The sequence below is a fragment of the Mucilaginibacter sp. NFR10 genome, from assembly GCF_900100445.1.
Classification (GTDB): Bacteria; Bacteroidota; Bacteroidia; order Sphingobacteriales; family Sphingobacteriaceae; genus Mucilaginibacter; species Mucilaginibacter rubeus.
The window spans coordinates 1,290,579-1,312,451 of sequence record NZ_FMTV01000001.1 but is presented as its reverse complement, the minus strand read 5'-3'; the positions used below and the strand labels follow the sequence as shown (position 1 = coordinate 1,312,451).

The following is a 21,873-nucleotide window of genomic DNA, read 5'->3' as shown; positions in this document are numbered from 1 at the left end:
ATCTTTGTTGAATTTATATTTCGACATCGGTGACAATTTAGGAGGGCGTCACCCTTTTGGGGCGAAACGCCCCATGGTGGGATAATTAATTATTTTTTAGGATTTGATCCTACCGCTTTTTTAAGCAGCAGATCAATAGCAGCATCAAATTTTTTATCTCCACTTGATTCTTTAACAATAGGTTTTTTAGGTTCAACCTCATGTTTAGATACTTCAGTTTTTTGGGGAGATGTTTTCATGTCCGCTGCTTTTAAGTTTGAGTAAAATTAGTAATATTCCATGAATATGAAGATTATTTAAGGTTTGACAATTCTTTTTGTTTGAGCCTGCAATTAAATAGTTTAAAAACCTGCTCCATTTGCTGCGGTGTAGTTAAGTGCCGGTAGTTGTATCGAAAAACGAATTCTTGTACATATCCATTAAGGTGCCGAGGCGTTGTTTTATGGTAAATGCCAGCAATGCCCTTTTTAAAGCCGCTCCAGAAGCCTTCGATGGTATTAGTATGTATGTCGCCTATGCCGTAGATTCCTTTACCATGGTCGCAGTATTGCATGTTATAGGCTAATTCAAGAGATCTATATCCATTAAAGCCATCACCCATGACATCAGACCCACCTTTGACATGGGTGTACATGTGTTTTTTGAGGGTTAGCATAAGAACATCGGGTATGACCATGGCTTTAACCTTTCCGCCGCGCTGAAGCATGCCCAATACGGGTGTTTTATCATACCACCCGCGTCCAGGGTTGTACTTCTTTCGTTTGTTCTTGTGTTTAAATCGTGCTTTACCACCGACAAAGGATTCATCAATTTCTACAACCCCTTCGAGTTGTTCGTTAGGCTCATTGCCCATTGCTTTTCGAATTCGCTGGAGGATAAACCAGGCTGTCTTCTGGGTAACACCAATGTCTTTACCAAGCTGTATTGAGCTGATGCCTTTTTTATGCATAAACAGGTAAATAGCCATAAACCATTTGATAGTATCAAGCTTAGAGGCTTCCATGATGGTTCCTGTTTTGGCATTAAATAGTCGCTTACAAGTTTGGCATTTATAACGAAAGCCATCTTTAAAAACGTATGCACGGTCACCGGAGCAACCGGCGTGTGGGCATGTAAGAATGCCATCGCTCCAGCGCCGGGAGGCGAGGTATTGATGACAAGCTTTTTCATTTGGGAAACGTGTCACAAGATCAATGATCGTTTTGAACTCCGAATGAGGAATCATAGTAGTAAGAATAGATTATAGAAGTAATAATGATCTATCTCACAAATAGGTTTGGATGGCTATGTACAGAAGTTATTAACATAAGAACAGAAAAGGCCTACTTAACAAGAGTGTCAAACAGGCCTTTTCGGGCACACGGAATTTAATTTGCCAAAGGTTATTTTGCTACCTAATTACCAGAATAAAATTTTGTTTAACTATATAACTACTTTAATATCAATACATTAATATTAGTTTATTCAATTTTTTATTTAGATACTATGTAAAATGAAGACAAGCAGAACTTAAAATGCATTTTTTCTGCCAAATTAAATTTTGCCTACAGTTGCTTTTACTTATAAGCTATTGTTTATCAATGTAAATGGATGTTTTACTTCAATAGTTATATCTAAAATAAGCGTCTTTATAATCGTTACGCATGTCGATAAACCGGGCGGCTATCTTTTTTAAAAACTCCTCATCAAGTAATTCAAAAACACTGTTTACCCCGTCGGTTAAATCCATTTCCGGGATCTTGTAACTCTGCTCAAGGGAACCCTGCTCTACCTTTACAATAAATTTATTATTCATATTCAGGATAGAGATTTTAAAATCGGGATGGGGGAGTTCTGCAATAATTCTCATGTCTTTTTATTTATTCAATAAGCCCTTTAATGGGTCTTTTCCGTTAATGGTACCGAAACTGGCAATAGGTTTAAATCGTGCAAAAAGTTCCTCGCTATACCAACCTTCGCTTCTTGTCTTTTTAATTACTTCGGCATGTTCGGGGCTTTTATATGCAAAAGCTTTGACGTGTTCCAGGCTTTCCCAAACAGAAAATGTAGCTTGTCTGTATACCGGAGCTTCACCAACGCCAAATGAATTTATATATCCGGGAGCGGATGTCATTATGTTTGCAACGGTATCTACATTGGCCCAGAAATTCTTTAACCTGCTAAGTTTGATTGTTGCGCGTGTGAGTACGGCGACTGGGCCATTGATGTCGCTTACATCGGGCTTGCCGAATGGCTCTTTTCCATCCCAACTCCCGTGGCTTTGCAGGGGCTGACAAATCATTGTCCAGCTTTCAGTACCTAACAGCTTCCACCAGGATGAGACGAACGACCTGTTATAAAATGCGTCAAAATTTCCCCTGCTATCCCAGCAAGCCAATAAGCCCCATTGTTGCCAGTCGGGTTCAAGGTCAAATGTTCCGTTTTTTCCAGAACCAAGAAGTTTGTAAAAACTGCATCCTTTTTGCATCAATAGGGGAAGGCGATGAATAGCCATAGCCAACAGGGCAAAAGGAACAAACAGTTTGCGGTAGCGGATTATGGTAAGGCTAACGATCATGTAAATGCTAAATAAAAGATTAAATATGATATTTGCCTTATTTAGTTTCAACGTGGCATCCTTACTTTTACATCATGGCAGAAGATCTAACAATAAATACATCGACCGATAAAGCGGAGCAATACGCCTCGCTTGTCCCTCAAATAGAAGCATTACTTTATGGCGAACCTGACCTTATAGCTAATATCGCAAACGTAGCGGCGGCTTTAAAAGAGCAGTTTAAATGGTTTTGGGTAGGTTTTTACCTGGTTAAAGAAAACGAATTGGTTTTAGGCCCATTTCAAGGGCCGGTTGCGTGTACCCGTATTGGCCTGGGGAAAGGTGTTTGCGGAGCCGCATGGCAGCAGGCTAAAACTTTGATTGTGCCGGATGTTGATGCATTTCCCGGGCATATTGCGTGTAGCTCACTTTCCCGCTCGGAAATTGTGGTGCCGGTATTTAAAGACGATAAGGTAGCGGCCGTACTTGATGTAGACAGCGAGTTGCTTGATCAGTTCAATGAAACTGATGCGCAATATCTTGAACAAATAATAAAGCTTATTAATTTTTAATGAGCAGGATCTATCTAATTGCCGGTCTCGGTGCTGATACGCGTGTATACAACAATATTAACCTCAGTGATGAGCATGAGGTAATTACGGTAGACTGGATAGAACCGAATTCAAAAGACACTTTAGTTAGTTATGCTCAAAAGCTTATTTACCAATACAATATCAAGTCAAACTCAGTGCTGATTGGCAACTCCTTAGGCGGGATTGTCGCTGTTGAAATGGCGAAGCTCATCCCTGCCGAAAAGGTTATTTTGATTTCCAGTATTAAAACCAGTGATGAGGCGCCATGGTATTTTAAACTCTTTCACGCGCTGCCTGTTTACAAACTTGTCCCGGGAAAAGTATTTAATTTGATGGGTTTTATGATCAAACCTTTGTTTGGTCACATGAGTCAGGAGGATGCCTGGTTATTTAGCGATATGCTCAAAAGATCATCGCCGGTATTTATGAAATGGGCTATGTATGCCATTTTGCACTGGGAGAACAAAGTTATCCCGCCAAACCTCTATCACATCACCGGTGATATGGATTTGGTGTTTGATTACAAAAGAATAAAAAACGCCACCATTGTTAAAGGAGGTACACATATCATGATCTTTGACAAGGCAAAAGAGATTAACAAATTATTGAAGGGAATCCTGAAAAAATGAAAATACCTGAAAGTTATTACCTGGGTAACGATGTTGTAAGTATCAGTAAAGACCTGTTAGGCAAGTATTTATTTACCTGTATTGACGGTGTAACTACAGGTGGCTATATAGTTGAAACAGAAGCCTATAATGGGGGGGCAGATAAAGCTTCCCATGCTTTCGGTAACCGCCTTACGCCACGTACTAAAACCATGTTTATGCAGGGAGGCATTGCCTATGTTTACCTGTGTTATGGTATCCATGAAATGTTTAATATCGTCACCTCAAGTGAAGGGCACCCGCAGGCAATTCTTATCCGGGCAATTCAACCTACCGATGGGCTTGAAGCAATGCAGGCCCGTCGCAATATGCCGGTTCTTAAACCAACCATCACTGCCGGTCCGGGTTCGGTAGCTAAGGCTTTGGGGATTTCGCGCGATATCAATGCGTTTAGCTTGCAGAGTGATACGATCTGGCTTGAAGATCGCGGCCTTCATTTCCCAGATGATCAAATAAAAGCCGGCCCGAGGATAGGAGTGGCTTATGCGGCAGAAGATGCATTGCTGCCTTATCGTTTCTATGTAAAAGGCAATGTTTACGTAAGTAAGCCCAATAAATAAGTTGTCAATTTTGTAATATTGGCAAATGAACTATCAAAATGATCTGGCGTTTGCCCGGCAACTGGATGACAAAGATCCGTTAAAAAATTTCCGGAGCCGTTTTTTAATTCCTCAGCATAACGGCGAAGATGCAATTTACCTTTGTGGCAACTCCCTCGGCCTGCAACCAGCTTCGGCACAGCAGTATTTAACCGATCAATTAAACACCTGGAAAAACCTTGCTGTTGAAGGTTGGTTTCAGGGAGATGATCCCTGGCTTGATTATCACAAATCCATTACCGGCTCAATTGCTGGCATTGTAGGCGCCCAGGAAAATGAAGTTACCATAATGAACTCACTTACAGTAAATCTTCATTTATTGATGGTAAGTTTTTATAAACCAGATAATAAGCGTTTTAAAATTCTCATGGAGGGAGGGGCTTTCCCTTCTGATCAATATGCAATGGAAAGCCAGGTGAGATTCCACGGTCTCGATCCTAAGGATACAATAATTGAGATTTTCCCGCGAGAGGGGGAGGTCACATTACGTACCGAAGATATCATTCAAACCATTGATCAAAACAAAAATGAACTTGCCTTAGTGCTGTTCGGCGGAATCAATTACTATACCGGACAGTTTTTTGATCTGAAAGCAATTACAGATGCCGCCCACGCAGCAGGCGCTTATGCAGGCTTTGATCTGGCTCATGCTGCGGGGAACGTCCCCTTGCAGTTGCACAATTGGGGAGCCGATTTCGCTTGTTGGTGTTCGTACAAATACATGAACTCCGGACCGGGCGGTATAAGCGGCATTTTTGTGCATGAAAAACATTTTACCGATAAGGAACTGAACAGGCTTGCCGGCTGGTGGGGATACCGTCGCGACAAGCAATTCCTGATGGCCCCTGGTTTCGATCCTGAGATTGGCGCAGCCGGCTGGCAGGTAAGCACCAGTCCAATTCCGCTCCTCGCTTTATTTAAAGCTTCTATGGCTATTTTTGATGATGCGGGCGGGTTAGATACTCTTCGGCAAAAAAGCATTCATTTAACGGGATATTTGGAGTTTTTGATTCAAGGCATCAATGAACAGCAGGGCGAAGAGATTTATCGGATAATTACTCCGGCTGATGCGGCTGCCCGCGGCTGCCAGCTTTCAGTAGTTTGCAATCTAAATGCCAGGGCTATTTTCAACTATCTCGCACAAAATGGTGTTATAGGCGATTGGCGCGAACCGGATGTGATCCGCCTGAGCCCCGTACCGCTTTACAATACATTTGAGGATGCTTACAAAGCAGCCAGATTGATGGCTGATGCACTAAAAGTTGTTTGAATTTTCAGAGATATATGGTTTACTACAATCCCAAAGAGTGGTTTTCATTCATTTTTAAAATAAATAAAGCCGAAACGCTGCGCGAGTTATTTCCACTTATGCTTGCCGTAGGTGCATATGCAGGTGTTGTTACCTATTTCCTGATTGATTTTTGGCAGCTACCCGATACAAGCATACTTAAGAAGGTAATCTTTATTCATCAAACAATAGGTTTCGTATTCTCCTTATTGCTGGCATTCCGTATCAACTCGGCTTATGACCGCTGGTGGGAAGGGCGTAAGATCTGGGGAAGCCTGGTGAATAACAGCCGCAACCTTGCCATCAAATTAAAACATCTGATTGGCGAAAATGAACTGGCTTTTTTTAATTACGCTATTCCGCGTTATGCAAGAGCTTTGAGAGATCATTTACGGGATGAATATGTTCCGGAGGAGCAGTCGTTCATCAGTGTTGATGCACAAAAACATGTACCCAACCAGGTAGCTTCTGAAATGATTAAAAACATTTACAGGTTAAATAAAGAAGGTGCTATCAACCCGGAGCAATTGTTTAGCATAACAGCTGAAATTACTTCTTTTACAGATATTTGCGGAGCATGTGAACGAATTAAGAAAACGCCTATTCCGTTTTCGTACAATGTTTTCATCAAGAAATTTATCTTTACGTACATCATGACCCTGCCTTTTACCTGGGCCTTTGACCTCAAATATTTTATTATCCCGATAATCTGCTTTGTACTTTTTGTTTTTGCGAGTATTGAGTTATTAGCTGAAGAAATTGAGGATCCTTTTGGTCGGGATGCTAATGATTTACCGTTGGATAGCATTTGCGACAATATTCAAAAACATGTTGGAGAGTTGATAGGATAGAAGGTATGCTCAAAATAGCTTACGATCCGATATATGCCCATCCGCTGCCCGAAGGGCACCGCTTTCCAATGCTGAAGTATGAACTGATCCCGGGCCAGTTATTATATGAAGGCGTGATAGGCAGAAATAATCTGTTTTCGCCGGGGCTGCTGGAAGAAAATATCATTACCCGTACCCATGATGAAAATTACTGGCATCAGCTTCGAGACCTCACGCTTTCACCGAAGGAACAACGCCGCACGGGTTTTCCTTTATCGGCGCAATTGGTTGAACGGGAGATCAGGATAGCAAAAGGCACAATTGATGGCTGCCGGTACGCTTTTGACGATGGTGTCGCGTTCAATGTTGCAGGCGGTACACATCATGCAGGCAGTAACTGGGGTGAAGGTTTCTGCCTGTTAAATGACCAAGCCATTGCAGCTAATTATTTATTAGACAATAAATTATCCAAATCTATCTTAATAATTGATTTAGATGTACATCAAGGCAACGGCACAGCTGAGATCTTTGAAAATGAGTCCAGGGTATTTACTTTCTCAATGCATGGGGCTAACAATTTCCCTTACAGAAAGGAGCAATCTGATCTGGATATCCCTTTAAAAGATGGCGTAAGTGATGGCGAGTTTCTCGACATACTTAAAACAACGCTGCCGCGATTGATTGAGCAACATAAGCCCGACTTTATCTTTTACCTTTCGGGTGTTGATATTTTGGCTACTGATAAGCTGGGTAAGCTTGCACTAAGTAAAGAAGGATGTAAAGCCCGTGATCAGTTTGTTTTTGAACAATGCATCAAACAGAATGTCCCGGTGCAGGTAAGTATGGGAGGAGGCTATTCACCACAAATTAAAGATATTGTCGAGGCGCATTGTAATACCTTCAAAGCAGCTATTGACCTCTATTTTTAATCCTTTGCTATTACTGGTATTACCGGCTTTATTTTGTGGCTTTTGCTCAGCAGATTAAACCGTACAAATAAAAGTACCGATGCGGTTCCGAGGCCCAGCACAAGGCCATACCAAACCCCATAAACCCCAAGGTTTAATTTAATACCAAGCAGGTAACCAACGGGCAAACCAATTATCCAATACGCCAGAAAAGTAATAACGGTTGGGATATTTACATCGCCCATACCTCTTAGCACACCAAGCCCAACAACCTGCGCACCATCAAACAGCTGAAAAAATGCTGCAATTATAAGTAACTGTGATGCAATAGTTATTACTTCTTTATCCGAAGTAATAATCCATGGTAAAAGATGCCTGCCTAAAGCAAATACTACTGCTGTAGACGCCATGAAAAGCAATACAATGTGATAATTGGAGATAGCCGCAAGCCTTAAATTACGATGATCGCTTACACCAAAATAGTTACCCGATTTAATTGCTGCAGCCGCACCAATGCCGCTTGCCATCATATAAGTCATGGATGCCATAGTTATAGTAACCTGGTGTGCGGCCTGCGCAACTACACCGATGGTGCCAACCAATAATGCAGCGCCGCCAAAGGCGCTGATCTCAAATGTGTACTGCATTGCCACAGGCGCACCGATTTTCATGATCTGGATACCTCGGAGCTTATCGATATGCTTAATGGCAAAATCTGTTAAATAAGTTTTAAAATTTTTTGAACGGAAAACATAGATACCCATAACAGTTGCCATTAAGCAACGATCAATCAGTGTACTGTAGCCAACACCTCTAATACCCATTGGTTGGATGCCAAACAGGCCCTTAACAAAAATTATCCCGAACAAAATATTAATAAGGTTACCCCATATCGATATCATCATGGCCTGTTTAGTAAAACCCAAACCTTCTGCAAATTGCTTAAACGTGTTAAAAATGAGCAAGGGGATTAGGGACAAGCTAAGCAAAAATAAATATGGCTTAGCCTCTTTTACAACCTCGGGCGACTGGTCAAGGTGGCCGATAAGTAACATGGTGCCAAAGTAGATTCCGCAAAACAGGATGATTCCGCTCAGTATATTCAGGAATAAACTATTGGATAATAACAGGCCGCATTCTTTGTGATTTTTGCGCCCATTATTTTGGGCGATAAGTGGCGTTAAACCATAAGAGATCCCCATGCCAATCACCAACGGAACCATGAACAGACTGTTTACGGTTGATACTGCAGCCAAAGAAACAGTGCCAGCAAAATGCCCCACAATGATGGTATCAGACATTTGAACGAGCGTATGTCCTACGTTTGATATAATTACCGGGATAGCCAATTTAAGGCTTTCAAGATAATAAGGTTTGTATTTTTGGTAAAGGGCTCTCATAATTACTCAGGCAACAGGAGGACAAAAGTAACCATTCGGGCACACAGAAAAGTCAGCAGGCTGTATAATATTCTTCCTTTTCGGTTGTGTTGATCTTGATCAGGCCTGATAATATCAGGTCAACAAGTACATTCTGAGCACGACGGCGCCCAACTTTAAGCAGCTCGCTGCATTCTTTTATGGTAATGCGGCCAGCTTTTTCCAAATGGCCAAGTAAGGTACTCTCGTTTTCAGAATACTCAATTAAAACACCCTGATCATTTGACGAACGTTTTAAAACTTCCAGTACAATTTTACTGGCCAGTACACTTTTATCTTTTACGCGTACATAAGCCCACCATTTACCGTCTTCGGCGAGAGCATAATGAGGTTTTAGCTCGCTTGAAGCAATCTCTACAACGAGTACCAATTTATCATCAAAATATACCTCTTCAAAAACAGGTTCAAGCGCCGGCCTCGAAAAAAAATGAGCTGCCTTTGTTATCATGTACCTTTCTTCGTCGTCTGATTTCACACCCTTTATTGTGCCGTCATCAATAACCCCAATAAGTAATTTACCACCTTTGTTGTTAGCAAATGATACCATTGTCCGGGCTATTTTTTCACAACTGGTTATCGTTTTTTTAAAATCAACAGTAACCCCTTCACCTTCAAAAATCAGCTTCTTAACGTTTATTTTGTTCATAGCCTTTTGATTATTAGGGCTTAATATATGGTGTAAAAATCTCCATCCAGTTTTCCGGGCGGGAGAGTGGCGAAAAACCAAATTGATTATACAAGTTATGCGCATCCAATGTAGCTAACGACCATCTTCTTAAACCTTTCAAATCCGGATGTTTAACAATTGTTTGGATTAACCATTTAGAAAGGCTTTTACCACGATAAGCAGGCAGTACAAATACATCGCAGATATAAGCAAACGTAGCATTATCGGTAACAACACGTGCAAAGCCCGCCTGTTCATGGTTTAGATAAATACCAAAACACATGGAGTTTTCGATGGCTTTTGCCATTTTTTGTCGCGGGATGCCTTTTGCCCAGTATGATTCATTATTCAGATAATCATAAATAACATCAACGTTAAGCAGGTTTTTATCGGTTGAGATTTTGAAGCCTTTTTTTTCAAAAGCTTCGTCATTCATAATTACAGTCATCAGTATAAGTTATATAGTAGTATCAGTAAAGTTTAAGTTTCGAATATATACCTCAATCATGAGGGATACGCATATTTCGCCATCTTTATTGTAAATGTCAATAGGGAACGAGCGAATAAATTTCCCGGCTGTATTTAAAACATGCTCTGCTTCGGCTATATCGCTGTCTGATAGCTCGATATCAAAAGATAAATTTGTTGCTGCCGGCCTTGCGTATTTTACCGTTGCCGATTTTGACCAAACCGTAAGTTTATAACCTTTATGGCTAAATATTTGATAAAACAGGATAGGGTAAAAGGGATCTGCGGCCGAGAAAAGCGTGCCGCCAAAAATTGAGTTATTGTAGTTTTTATTGAGAAAACTCTTCCTGACTTTTACCTTAACACCGCGATAGCCTTTGCTGAATTTAACTACCCAGATACGCTGGAAAAGGAGAGGAGGGTAGAAGCGCATTACCCACTTTAATAATCCTTCGGATACTACCATAGCGCTTAAAGATCAGAAAAAAATTAAACAATAAGTGGCAAATGTGAATCAAACAGGCGTATGTTTAAAAATAAAAAGATAATAAAATCCAGAATTACCGGTAAACAATACGGTTAAAGCTTCGTTAATAGTATGGTTCATCATAAATTGATTATTAATCAAAAGCAAATAACTATGAAAAAGCAATTTTTAAGTTTCGCACTTGTCGCGGCAATGATAGGCGCTATTGCTACCAGCTGTAGCTCGGAAAAAAAAGCAGGCGATGGCTCTGACAGTACAAAAATGGATTCAACAAGTCAAAGTGCACCGGCGGCTACTGACACAGCTAAGACCGACACAAGCAAAAAAGACACTACAAAACATTAGAAATTTAGAACGCATAAAAAATCCCGGCCAGGTTTACGCCTGACCGGGATTTTTGTGCTTTTTCGTTTAAATTTCAGAATGCTGTTTTTATAACCCCGCCATCAGCACGTAAAGTTGCACCATTAGTTGCTGCCGATAGCGGACTTGCAATATAGGTAACCATGTTTGCAATTTCCTCTGTAGTAATAAAGCGTTTTATTAATGACGTGCCACGCACATTAGTGAAAAATTCTTTTTCTACCTCAGTATTACTCAAACCCTGATCTTTTGCTAAAGCCTCAATGAAATCGCCCACGCCTTCAGATAAAGTCGGCCCGGGCAAAACAGTATTTACAGTAACACCTGTGCTTTTAGTAAGTTCGGCCAAACCACGTGCAACTGCAATTTGAGCCGTTTTGGTTGTGCCATAATGGATCATTTCTTCGGGGATCTGATATGCCGATTCGCTAGAGATAAAAATAATACGGCCCCAATTTTTACTGATCATTTTATCAAAATAGGCTTTCGACAACCGTACCCCGCTTAGTACATTGACCTCAAAAAACTTCAGCCAGTCGGCATCGGTAATTTCGGTAAATGGTTTAGGTTCAAAAATACCCACGTTGTTCACCAGGATATCAACTTCCGGCAATTGTGCTGTCAGTGTTTCAACTTGCGCAATATTTGAAAAATCAGCAGCAATGCCTTTAATTTTATTGTTACCGGTTTCGGCAATCAGCTTTTTTACAACTTCGTCAACCTTGGTTTGGTTTCGGCCATTTACATATACCGTGGCGCCCTCGTTGGCTAATGATTTTGCAATAGCATAGCCAATTCCGGCTGTTGATCCGGTTACCAGCGCGATTTTGTCATTAAGTTTAAGATCCATGATTTTAGTTTTTGCTTAATAACACAAGTGTAGCATTGTTGTTAGTTTAAGGCAGATTTTAAAATCAAAGATTAAACAGCATTGACAATAGATGGCAAATTTTGAATTTAACCCTGACCGGGCTGGTACATTCTTTTTTCAATAGGCTGATAATATTCGTTTAAGTTTTCCGGCACCCGGGATTTATAACCCAAAACTTGCCTCAGGTCATCACTTAATCCTTCGCCAAATTCATATCCCAAAAATCTTGGATAATCAAGCTGTTGTTTAAAAAAAGGCTTAGTAAAAGCCATGGTTAATGTCCGCCTTGTTGCATCAGTATAATTTTTACCAGCCGCATGCCACAAATTGGAGTCAAACAAGATAATGCTGCCTCTTTTTGCATTGGCACGATCTGCATTTTTGTAGAAGAAATCACTCTCCGGTTTTTCATCGCTTTTATGCGAGCCTGACAAAAAATAAGTTGACCCGTTTTCAGGAGTAAAATCATCTAATATTATCATCATTTGAATCATTACTTTAAAATCGCCGGTAAAACTTCTTATATCCCGATGGATGTTTTGAACATATGGTTTTTCATCTTTTAAATTGATGACCGCGCCCAGCGAATTTATAATGTAATTTCCTTTTAAGAAATGCATCATCTGATCTGCACAATATTTTCGTTCAAGAAACTTCAGTGAAAATCTTTCCCGTTCAACAAGGTGGTGTAACGTTCCGTTCATGTTATCACCTATACCATTTGCAATTTGAATTTTACGCCTGATATCGTATGCAGGTATCAATGAATCTGTTATTTCATCAATGAATTCTTCGTCCAGGGCATTTTCGTATATAATCCATCCATATTCATCCATTACCCGGTCGAATACGGCAAGGTCAGCATCGGAATAGTTAAACTTATTTTTCATTTCTGTATTTAATTAAGGTTTTCAATTGTGGTGGTTTCTGGTTCAGAGGTAGTTGACCGTGTTTTTCTGTTAGGATGGCGATATAATGGAAAGAATTTAATTTCAGGATTGGGATCCACACCCGATTTTAAAACAAGCTCGTTATATGCAGGCTCATCATTGATATAGCACCAGATCCGGTCTTTTACCTGTAAGTTGGAGAAAAGCTTTTTGAAATTAAAAAGTGAATCTTCTTTTCCGCCTACGCCGCCTCCAAGGTGAAAGATCTTTTTTCCTAATCTTCTTCCAATCATACTTATCTCGTCTGTTAATAGTTTACTCGGAGAAATATTCAGATAATCGGGAGAAGTAGCAGAAAGGTGGTTTCTTACTATGTTATCTGATAATAAAATGAGCGCTCCGCACATTAGGTTTAGGCCATCGTAAATTAAGATCAGTTTATTTCTCATGTATTCCTCGTTAAGAAGATTGATAAAATGCTGAACATCAAAATAATAATTAGATGAGGCATGCAGTCTATCCATGTTTTTATAATACATTTCCGCAAAATGTTCAATTTCCTGAATTGTATCCGCTTCTTTAATAACAAAACCCATTTTTCGCAGGCTTCTTATCTGCCGACCAAGTCTTTTGTCATAGCCATTTCGTTGTTCTTCTTCAGACATGGAAAGATCAACGTACAGCGTTGTGCCGTTATCCTTAATACCGCCAATATTTTCCAAAAGATGATGCTGATTGAGGAACGGATGTAATCTTGAAAAGATACAAATGGCCGATTCTTCTTTCATAAAACCTGTAAATGCAACCTTAAATTGTGTAGTTATTGCGACCGGTAAGTTTTCAAGGGGTATGTTGGATAAAGGCCCTGAATAGCCATACACGCAAGTCATATCGAAGTATTCGGAACCTTCAATTTTCCTCTTGATTACAGGTAATGCTATAAAAACCGCATCATCTTCATAAACAAATAAAAGCGGCTCGCCTTCATTATTTAAAGAGTGATAGTACCAGGTATGAAATCCCTCGTGCGCATATGACTGGTTTATATATTCGTCCCAATCTTTTCTATTATGTATGGTGAAACTTCGATAGCTCATAAGTGGTTTTAATTACGTTTAATTATTGATTATATGCCCGAGGGTAGGACATGGGGTGCTTGTTAGTCAATAATACGAGGCAGTTTATGCCTCAAAAAAATGAAAATACTTATCCACGTACCGGTTGGATACAGGTTGATCATAATACAGCAGGAAGGAAAAACTGGGATAAAGTTTAAAGCAGATATTTTACAGTATCAAAAGCTTTACGTAACCGAAACCGGCCTAATTCAAATAGTATGTATCTCTTAAGATACAGCAGCAGCAGCATTTTCTTTTGCATTCCACGATAGCGAAAGCGCCGGATAATGAGATTAAAATCACTGATAACCATCTCCATCCGGGCGTCATCTCTTATCATGCTCCAAATGCCGCCAACATGATTGCGATAGCAGCTCATAACCTCAGGCATTACATATATTTTGCGCCCGGTGTTGAATGTGGCAAAGATTTTAAAGAATTTATCTGCTGCATAGCAACTCGTATACCATGACTCCTGAAACAATTCATGTACTTCTGGGATGTTATGATAAACAACAGTTGCTGTTTTAGTCTCTACCTGCCGGCCAACTAATAAATCTTGATAAGTATACTCAAGCGGTACAGGATTTGGCTCGATATTCAGGGTGTTATTGTTGATATCAATCACTCTTGTGTGGTGACAACAAATAATATATTCCGGGTTATTTTCCAGGAAATTGACTTGCTTTTGCAACTTTTGAGGACTTGTCCAAAAGTCATCGCCATCACAAAGAGCAATGTATTTTCCTTCACATGCTTTGATGGTATTAATAGTATTTAAATGAGCTCCACGGTTTTTTTCCGGGTAGATGATTTTGATTTTATCAGGATATTTTTCCTTGTATGATCTCACTATTTCAGTTGTGCCATCGGTTGAGCAATCGTCGCCAATAACAATTTCGTACCTAAAATTAGTTTCCTGCATCAGGAAACTTTCGATAGCCTGGCCGATAAAATCTTTGTGATTGTAAGTTGTACAGCAAACGCTAACCATCAAGTTCTGACCTGTTACCATATAAAAGAAAAAATTTATTTTAGAAGTATTAAATAGAATTTGAGCTTCACATGCCTGGTACTTTACCGAGATACCGAACCTGGTATACGTTTGAACCATCGCACAATGCTTCGCCATATGACTCACATTTTTTATTTATTTGATCGAAAGGTTTATTGCTTAAATAAACTTTTAATTCGTCTTTGGTTCGATCAAAAATCAATAATTACGAGTCGGCTTATAACAGCAATTTGCTATGTCAAATATATTTAATTCATGCTTATCAGCAGCCCGCGCTACTTTATTGACTCTTAAATTGTAAACTACTTTTCAATTACTTTACATACCTGTGAACGCCTGTAAATATTATCTGTATACCCGTGCAATTCGGTAAAAGTTTAAGCTAAAATTAATAGTATCTATGTGAAATTTGCAAATGAATATTATTCCCATAATTAACATTATGTTAAATAAAACTTTTAAAAGGAAGGCCTTTTTCAAGGCCCCTCTTTTTTATATTGTATTATCTAATTATTGATTGGTTGGTAACGCATCAATCTGAGCTTTTAATTTTGAAGCATTCGCATCATCTTTAACACCCAAATAATAGGTTCTTAAATTTTGCAATGCGTCAATTGATTTTGGCTGTAGTTCAACAGCTTTTACCAAATATGGTTTAGCTTGTTCAAACTGAGCTTTAGCTTTAGCAATAGCAGCATCGTATTCTTTTTGTTTGTTAGCAGGCAATTTATTAGCAGCGTTATAAGCGTCAATAGCGGGGTTAAGTATTACATAACCATAGTTTAAATTAGCTTCAAAATAATTAGGATCAATTTCTAAAGCTTTTTTATACATTTCACCAGCTTTAACATAAGCCTCGGCTTTTGAGGCCTGCAGTTTCGCTTTTGCAGCAGCATCTTTAGTTGCACCCGCTTCTTTTGCGTAATTATCGGCTGTTTGTGAATAAGTTAGACCTGCATAGTAATACAAAGTCTTGTTTTTAGGGTCATTAGCCAAAGCTGCCTGGATCTTATCGGTAACTTCTTTTTCTTTTCCTGTTTGCAGGCTGATTTCGATTTCACGTTTACGCAATTCACTGTTTGCCGGGTATTTACTCACACCTTCAGATACTGCTTTGAGAGCTCCTGCAGTGTCTTTACTGGCGAGATATAATGAAGAAAGATCAAGGTAAACCCCGGCATTTTTTGAATATTTTGTAGTTACCAGTTTGCTGTAGTTTGAAATTGCAGCCGGATAATTTTTTCCGTTTGCAGCTGCAAGACCGGTGTAATAAATGGCATTGGTATCTTCTGGTAATACGGTGCGGTAAAAGTCAAATGATTTGTAAGCAAGATCATATTTACCGGACGAATATTCTTTTACACCTTTAGTTAATTGATATTGAGCCAGATTTAAGTATGCCTCATCAATCATTTTTTTATTTTCACCTTTAGTGTCAGCTTCTTTAGCTTTTTTCAAGGCTTCTTCGGCTGTGGTAAACAAAGGCAATGAAGTAGCGGGTACAGTATCCTGAACAGCTAACGCTGAATAAATTGAACCTTTTACAGCGTAAGTAAGCGGTAAAGTAGCGGTTTTTTCATTGGCTGAAGCTTTGTCAATTGATTCTTTTGCAGTAGTGAGGCTTTTGCCTGCCATTGCTGCCATTGCCGGCTGGCCCCTTAAGCCCGAATATTTTTCATATTCTTCTTTTGCGGTATTTAACTCGCCTTTCTGTGCAAAAGCTGTTGCTGAAACCAAGCCTAACAGGCCCGCCATCAAAAGTTTGATTTTCATGATTATTATTGATTGGTTAACTGTTTTAGTTTATTGTTTATTTTGTCTAACTGATCCTGGTTATTGGTTTTTGCGTATGCCAACTGCAAAGCCTGCAGGCTGTTTACGTTATTCGGTGATATTTCATTGGCCTTTTCAAGCCATTGAATAGCTCGCCCAAGGTCCTGAATGCTCCTCTCCCCTTTCGAAGTCGTGCTTTGCTTTAAATATAATAACCCCAAATTAAATACCGGATCAAAATATGTTCCGCTTAGTTCAATGGCGTGTAAGTAAAGAGATTCTGCCTGATCAAATTTATCTAAATGATCGTAGCAATTAGCTGCAACAAATGCAATATCGGCGTTATTTGCATTAATATCAAGCAAGGGGCCAATTAGGGGCTCTAAGGCTTTGTAATTTTTTTTATTGTTATAGATATTGGCTTCATCAAGTAATAAAAATCTGTCGTTAGGCAAGATTTTCCTCCCTTTTTGAAGAATCTGTAAAGCCTTGGCCGTATCCCCCAATGATTTATAGATATTTGATGCTGTTTCAATATATTCAGTACGTGCACTGTCAACCTTGAGCATATTGCTATAATACACAGCGGCATCCTGCAAATTACCAGCTTTATTGTTTGCGAAAGCGATATAGGTATTGATCTGATTCATCGCCGGCGCATACTTTTTCGCGTTTTCAAACCAAGTTTTAGCATTGGTGAAATCTGAATTATTTACCGCATCAAACCCCTTTCGGATATAAACGTTTGCCAGGCAGCGCCTGGTATAATCAAGTTCTGACTGGTACTTGAAAATCTTGTTCATACCCGATAGCCGATCAACCAGTTTGGTTGTTTTGTCAAGCATATCTGCAGGCATCCCGAGTTTGTTTAAAGAATCGATGTACAGGATACTCGAATTTACAATAGCCCGGTAAAGGTTTTTTTCAATATCAGCCGTATCCGACTTGGTAATGATCAAACTATCTGCAGATTTTTTGGCCGCGGCCAAGTATTTCAGGTCGTTTTTCTGTTTATAAAAAGCCAGGTTATTTACTACAACTTTCAGCGCTTCTTTTTGTGCGAAGGCAAAAGTCGTAGTAAGGCTTGTAATTAAAACCGATAAAATGATCTTGCGGTAGTGCATATTTATTATTCTGTTGTATCGTCAGTTGATGGTTCTGCACCATTTTCAGCTGTATCATCACCGCCTGTATTTTCGGCTGTGGTATCAGAGCCTTCTGCATTTTCATCACCTTCTTTTACTTCCTCATCCTCATCATGCTCAATTTTGGCTACTGAAGCTATCTCATCGTTGTTTTTAAGCGTTATCAGCCTTACACCCTGTGTTGCACGGCCCATCACTCTTAATTCGCTTACAGCTATACGGATAATAATACCTGACTTGTTAATGATCATCAGGTCTTCCTTATCTGTAACACCTTTTATGGCAACAAGGTTTCCGGTTTTTTCAGTAATATTTAATGTTTTTACACCTTTACCACCACGGTTCGTAACACGATAGTCTTCAATGTCGGTACGTTTACCGTATCCCTTTTCTGATACCACCAATACGGTTGTTTCAGCGTCATCAATTGCTATCATGCCAACTACCTCATCGCTCTCGTCATCAAGCGTAATACCACGAACACCGGTAGCGGTACGTCCCATTGGCCTTACTGTTGATTCATTGAAACGAATAGCACGACCAGACTTAAGTGCCATCACAATTTCGCTGCTGCCACTGGTTAAGCTTGCCTCAAGTAATGAATCGCCCTCGTTAATATTGATAGCATTGATACCATTTGAACGTGGACGTGAATAAGCCTCGAGTGAGGTTTTCTTGATGGTACCCTTCTTGGTACACATAATAATGAAGTTATTTTCAAGGTAGTTCTGATCTTTAAGCGAAATCAGTTTAATGTAGGCCTTGATATTCTCTTCTTTCGGAATATTGATGATATTCTGGATGGCGCGGCCTTTTGAGGTACGTGTACCTTCCGGTATTTCAAACACCCGGAGCCAGAAACATTGTCCCGATTCGGTAAAGAAGAGCATATAGTTGTGGTTTGAGGCAATAAGCAGGTGCTCAATGAAATCCTCATCACGGCTGTTGCTGCCAATAGCGCCTTTACCTCCCCTGCTCTGCCTGCGGTATTCGGTAAGCGGGGTACGTTTGATATAACCTTCGCGGGAGATGGTGATTACCACATCCTCGTCCTCAATAAAGTCTTCAGTTTGCATTTCTGCAGATGAGTGAACCATTTCAGTACGGCGCTCATCGCCATATTTCTCCTTAACTTCCAATAACTCATCCTTAATGATCTGCATCCTTAAACCTTCGTCGCTCAGGATGTTTTTTAAGTGTTCGATGAGTTTCATTAAAGCGGCATATTCATCTTTGATCTTATCACGTTCAAGTCCTGTTAACCTCCTTAGGGTCATATCAAGGATAGCACGTGCCTGGATATCGGTTAAACCAAAGCTGCTCATCAAGCCTTCCCTTGCTTCATCCGGAGTTTGTGAAGCGCGGATCAGGCGGATAACTTCATCAAGGTGATCTAAAGCGATCAATAAGCCTTCAAGGATGTGCGCGCGTTTTTCAGCTTCATTAAGCTCAAATTTGGTGCGGCGTACCACAACCTCATGACGGTGCTCAACAAAGTGATGGATCAGGTCTTTTAGGTTAAGCAGCATTGGCCGGCCATTAACCAGCGCGATGTTGTTTACACTAAACGATGTTTGGAGGGCCGTATATTTAAACAGGTTGTTTAATACAATAGCCGCATTGGCGTCACGTTTGATCTCATAAACGATGCGGATCCCTTCACGACTCGATTCATCGCGAATAGCCGAAATGCCTTCCAGTTTCTTTTCGTTAACCAGTTCGGCAGTACGCTCAATCATCAAAGCTTTATTTACCTGGTAAGGTATTTCGCTAACAACGATGCGTTCACGTTCGCCATTGTAGGTTTCAATCTCCGCACGTGCGCGAATCACAACCCGGCCGCGGCCTGTTTCCAGCGCTTCACGAGGGCCGTCGTACCCGTAAATAATACCGCCTGTAGGGAAATCAGGGCCTTTTACATATTTCATTAACTCGGCAACCTCGATCTGGCGGTTATCAATTAATGCCATGGTTGCATCGATAACTTCCGATAGGTTGTGCGGAGCCATGTTGGTAGCCATACCTACGGCAATACCCGAAGCGCCGTTAACCAGCAGATTAGGAAATTTGGATGGCAGTACGGTTGGCTCCTGCAGTGAGTCGTCAAAGTTTAATTGAAAATCAATGGTGTCTTTGTTGATATCAGCAAGCATCTCTTCCGCAAGCTTTTGTAAGCGTGCCTCTGTATAACGCATTGCCGCAGGTTCGTCACCATCAACTGAACCGTAGTTACCCTGGCCTTCAACCAGTAAGTAGCGTAAGCTCCACTCCTGAGCCATACGTACCATAGTGTCGTACACCGATTTATCACCGTGCGGGTGATACTTACCCATCACCTCACCCACAATACGGGCAGACTTTTTATAGGGTTTGTTATTGGTTAAACCCAGGTCAAGCATACCGTAAAGTACGCGCCTGTGAACGGGTTTCAGTCCATCGCGGACATCGGGCAGCGCCCTGGAAACGATCACCGACATTGAATAATCAATGTACGCCGAGCGCATTTCCTCATCAATATTTATCGAAATTATCCTGTCTTCTGCGTGTGAATTATCGTTTTCTGTTCCTTCAGCCATTTTTAATTATTTGTAGAACCTTCTCTTATAATTGCGTGTTAAAATTGATTTTTCAACGACCTGCGAAGTTAAAAAAATACTTGGGATTGCGCCAACTTAGTAACAATAAACCGGGGGAACATATTGCCCCGGTTTAACAATTTTGTTACTTTAATACAGGTTTAATTCACCTTTACCCAGTAATCTTCAACCTTGTTGCCGTTGGGCAAAACCGAAAGCAGTTTTAGTGTATCGTTACTGATTATGTAGTTGTATTTTATGGTTTTGTTAAGCAGTTTTGACTCCTGCATACAATAGGTTTGGGTTTCAAAGCAGGTGTCAGCTTTTAACTGGTAATCGCCTTTTTCATATACCTGGGTCTTCTCTCCTTCTTCTATAACCCTCGCTTTGTAATGCTCGTTGTCGTAATCCCGTTGTAGTTTATAAGCTTTAGGGGCAGCATCAGTTTTGCCGTTAATTATACCGCCGCGGTACTCCCAGACGCCTTTCAGCGGGCTATCATCAAAACGGAAAGCACATAACAGCAAAATACCGATAACCGGCACAATAGATTTTTTCATTGGTGATGTTATTAGCTAAAAGCCAAAGCATAATGCTGAAAGCTTTTTTCTTTAGGCCTTTGGCTTTCTGCATTTCGCTTTCAGCTTTTTCCTATACCCAGTTAATGCCTTTTTTTAGTAAAGATAGTGTTTTTTCCTCTTCGCTGCCAGCTGACGGGTGATAGTCATAAACCCATTTAGCTGTAGGCGGCAGGCTCATCAATATCGATTCGATGCGGCCGTTGGTTTCCAGCCCGAATTTGGTGCCGGCATCATAAACCAGGTTAAATTCGGCATAGCGGCTGCGGCGCTGGTATTGGAAAAGCTGCTGCGCTTCGGTAAATGATTTATCGCGATTGCGGTTAACCAGCTCAGTATATAACGGTGCAAATGATCGTCCAACTGATTTTGAAAACTCGAAGATCTCCTCCCAGCTTAACTCATCATTGGCAGTAAGCCTGTCGTAAAATATACCGCCTATTCCACGGGTTTCATTACGGTGTTTGATGAAGAAGTAATCATCGGCCCATTTTTTAAACCGGGGGTAAAAATCGGCATAGTATTGATCACAGGCAGCTTTTAATCCGCTATGAAAAAAACGGGCATCATCTTCAACTACGTAATGAGGGGTTAAATCAATGCCCCCGCCAAACCAGCGAACCGGTTTCTGGCTGTCGCCCATGGTTGATGGCATTTCAAAGTAACGGATGTTCATGTGGATGATAGGCACCAACGGGTGATTGGGATGGATCACAATAGACACACCGGTAGCAAAAAAGTCATCCTGCTCAACCTGCAGCGCCCGTTTCATGGTATCGGGCAAATGACCGTAAACCGCCGAAAAGTTAACCCCGCCCTTTTCAAGGATGTTACCGTTTTGGATGACCCGGGTACGGCCTCCGCCTCCACCCTCGCGCTCCCAAAGCTCTTCCTCAAATTTTGCGGCGCCATCTAATTGCTCAAGTGCTGCGCAGATCTCATCCTGTATTTGTTTATAATCTTCGGCTATTTGTTCTTTGCTGATCATAGGCTGTAAAAGTAATGAATTTTGGGAATTGCAGCGGAAGGCCTTTTTTCAATGCGGGCACTCATAGCTACCC

General features: G+C 40.6%; 24 protein-coding genes. 7 read left to right on the top strand and 17 right to left on the bottom strand.

Annotation, left to right across the window (positions count from 1 at the left end):
* Positions 1-89 precede the first annotated feature (89 nt).
* The 4 genes from BLP33_RS27380 to BLP33_RS05380 form a co-directional block, all read right to left on the bottom strand.
* On the bottom strand, positions 90-239 hold the full coding sequence (locus BLP33_RS27380; RefSeq protein WP_175489933.1) for a hypothetical protein: 150 nt from the start codon (positions 237-239) through the stop codon (positions 90-92).
* Positions 240-292: 53 nt separating this feature from the next.
* Positions 293-1,225, bottom strand: coding sequence for an IS1595 family transposase (locus BLP33_RS05390; RefSeq protein WP_090525605.1), 933 nt, complete (start codon positions 1,223-1,225; stop codon positions 293-295).
* Positions 1,226-1,600: 375 nt separating this feature from the next.
* Complete coding sequence (locus tag BLP33_RS05385; RefSeq protein WP_090525603.1) at positions 1,601-1,849, bottom strand: hypothetical protein; 249 nt, start codon at positions 1,847-1,849, stop codon at positions 1,601-1,603.
* 6 nt (positions 1,850-1,855) lie between these two features.
* The gene (locus BLP33_RS05380; protein ID WP_090525599.1) at positions 1,856-2,557 is read right to left on the bottom strand and encodes a DUF3291 domain-containing protein; all 702 of its coding nucleotides are present in this window, start codon (positions 2,555-2,557) and stop codon (positions 1,856-1,858) included.
* 74 nt (positions 2,558-2,631) lie between these two features.
* Here BLP33_RS05380 and BLP33_RS05375 point away from each other — a divergent pair, with 74 nt between their 5' ends.
* Genes BLP33_RS05375 through BLP33_RS05350 form a run of 6 tightly spaced genes read left to right on the top strand, consistent with a single transcriptional unit; the run spans position 2,632 to position 7,443 of the window.
* Positions 2,632-3,108, top strand: coding sequence for a GAF domain-containing protein (locus BLP33_RS05375; RefSeq protein ID WP_090525597.1), 477 nt, complete (start codon positions 2,632-2,634; stop codon positions 3,106-3,108).
* Complete coding sequence (locus BLP33_RS05370) at positions 3,108-3,758, top strand: alpha/beta hydrolase (RefSeq protein WP_090525595.1); 651 nt, start codon at positions 3,108-3,110, stop codon at positions 3,756-3,758. The genes BLP33_RS05375 and BLP33_RS05370 overlap by 1 nt, the downstream gene beginning before the upstream one ends.
* Positions 3,755-4,357 (top strand): DNA-3-methyladenine glycosylase, encoded by a 603-nt coding sequence (locus tag BLP33_RS05365; protein WP_090525593.1) that lies wholly within the window; start codon positions 3,755-3,757, stop codon positions 4,355-4,357. The genes BLP33_RS05370 and BLP33_RS05365 overlap by 4 nt, the downstream gene beginning before the upstream one ends.
* A gap of 25 nt (positions 4,358-4,382) precedes the next feature.
* The gene (gene kynU, locus BLP33_RS05360) at positions 4,383-5,666 is read left to right on the top strand and encodes a kynureninase (RefSeq protein WP_090525591.1); all 1,284 of its coding nucleotides are present in this window, start codon (positions 4,383-4,385) and stop codon (positions 5,664-5,666) included.
* Positions 5,663-6,535, top strand: coding sequence for a bestrophin family protein (locus tag BLP33_RS05355; RefSeq protein WP_254780061.1), 873 nt, complete (start codon positions 5,663-5,665; stop codon positions 6,533-6,535). The genes kynU and BLP33_RS05355 overlap by 4 nt, the downstream gene beginning before the upstream one ends.
* Before the next feature lie 5 nt (positions 6,536-6,540).
* Positions 6,541-7,443 (top strand): histone deacetylase family protein, encoded by a 903-nt coding sequence (locus tag BLP33_RS05350; RefSeq protein ID WP_090525587.1) that lies wholly within the window; start codon positions 6,541-6,543, stop codon positions 7,441-7,443.
* On the opposite strand, the gene BLP33_RS05345 is transcribed toward BLP33_RS05350, so the two are convergent.
* From BLP33_RS05345 to BLP33_RS05330, 4 genes are read right to left on the bottom strand one after another with little or no spacing between them, the layout of a single operon-like run.
* Entirely contained in the window at positions 7,440-8,822 is a 1,383-nt protein-coding gene (locus BLP33_RS05345; protein ID WP_090525585.1) for an MATE family efflux transporter, read from the bottom strand. The two genes, BLP33_RS05350 and BLP33_RS05345, sit on opposite strands and share 4 nt — an antisense overlap.
* A 52-nt stretch (positions 8,823-8,874) precedes the next feature.
* On the bottom strand, positions 8,875-9,507 hold the full coding sequence (locus BLP33_RS05340) for an AlbA family DNA-binding domain-containing protein (protein ID WP_308421671.1): 633 nt from the start codon (positions 9,505-9,507) through the stop codon (positions 8,875-8,877).
* A 13-nt stretch (positions 9,508-9,520) separates the two neighbouring features.
* Positions 9,521-9,976, bottom strand: coding sequence for a GNAT family N-acetyltransferase (locus BLP33_RS05335; protein WP_090525582.1), 456 nt, complete (start codon positions 9,974-9,976; stop codon positions 9,521-9,523).
* Positions 9,977-9,985: 9 nt separating this feature from the next.
* The gene (locus tag BLP33_RS05330) at positions 9,986-10,462 is read right to left on the bottom strand and encodes a DUF4442 domain-containing protein (RefSeq protein WP_090525580.1); all 477 of its coding nucleotides are present in this window, start codon (positions 10,460-10,462) and stop codon (positions 9,986-9,988) included.
* A 174-nt stretch (positions 10,463-10,636) separates the two neighbouring features.
* Here BLP33_RS05330 and BLP33_RS05325 point away from each other — a divergent pair, with 174 nt between their 5' ends.
* Entirely contained in the window at positions 10,637-10,828 is a 192-nt protein-coding gene (locus tag BLP33_RS05325) for a hypothetical protein (protein ID WP_139159935.1), read from the top strand.
* 73 nt (positions 10,829-10,901) lie between these two features.
* Here BLP33_RS05325 and BLP33_RS05320 read toward each other — a convergent pair whose 3' ends face one another.
* From BLP33_RS05320 to hemF, 9 genes are all read right to left on the bottom strand, one after another.
* The gene (locus BLP33_RS05320) at positions 10,902-11,696 is read right to left on the bottom strand and encodes an SDR family NAD(P)-dependent oxidoreductase (RefSeq protein WP_090525576.1); all 795 of its coding nucleotides are present in this window, start codon (positions 11,694-11,696) and stop codon (positions 10,902-10,904) included.
* A gap of 107 nt (positions 11,697-11,803) precedes the next feature.
* The gene (locus BLP33_RS05315; protein ID WP_254780060.1) at positions 11,804-12,553 is read right to left on the bottom strand and encodes a phytanoyl-CoA dioxygenase family protein; all 750 of its coding nucleotides are present in this window, start codon (positions 12,551-12,553) and stop codon (positions 11,804-11,806) included.
* 62 nt (positions 12,554-12,615) lie between these two features.
* Positions 12,616-13,704 (bottom strand): GNAT family N-acetyltransferase, encoded by a 1,089-nt coding sequence (locus BLP33_RS05310; protein ID WP_175489932.1) that lies wholly within the window; start codon positions 13,702-13,704, stop codon positions 12,616-12,618.
* 175 nt (positions 13,705-13,879) lie between these two features.
* Positions 13,880-14,740, bottom strand: a complete 861-nt coding sequence (locus BLP33_RS05305) for a glycosyltransferase family 2 protein (RefSeq protein WP_090526223.1) — start codon at positions 14,738-14,740, stop codon at positions 13,880-13,882.
* 510 nt (positions 14,741-15,250) lie between these two features.
* The gene (locus tag BLP33_RS05300; protein ID WP_090525572.1) at positions 15,251-16,513 is read right to left on the bottom strand and encodes a tetratricopeptide repeat protein; all 1,263 of its coding nucleotides are present in this window, start codon (positions 16,511-16,513) and stop codon (positions 15,251-15,253) included.
* 5 nt (positions 16,514-16,518) lie between these two features.
* Complete coding sequence (locus tag BLP33_RS05295) at positions 16,519-17,637, bottom strand: tetratricopeptide repeat protein (protein ID WP_090525570.1); 1,119 nt, start codon at positions 17,635-17,637, stop codon at positions 16,519-16,521.
* Positions 17,638-17,642: 5 nt separating this feature from the next.
* Entirely contained in the window at positions 17,643-20,234 is a 2,592-nt protein-coding gene (gyrA, locus tag BLP33_RS05290; protein WP_090525568.1) for a DNA gyrase subunit A, read from the bottom strand.
* Positions 20,235-20,395: 161 nt separating this feature from the next.
* Positions 20,396-20,794, bottom strand: coding sequence for a hypothetical protein (locus BLP33_RS05285; protein ID WP_090525564.1), 399 nt, complete (start codon positions 20,792-20,794; stop codon positions 20,396-20,398).
* Between the two features lie 91 nt (positions 20,795-20,885).
* Positions 20,886-21,800 carry an oxygen-dependent coproporphyrinogen oxidase gene (gene hemF / locus BLP33_RS05280; RefSeq protein ID WP_090525562.1) on the bottom strand — a complete coding sequence of 305 codons (915 nt, stop codon included), beginning with the start codon at positions 21,798-21,800 and terminating at the stop codon, positions 20,886-20,888.
* Positions 21,801-21,873: the final 73 nt, after the last annotated feature.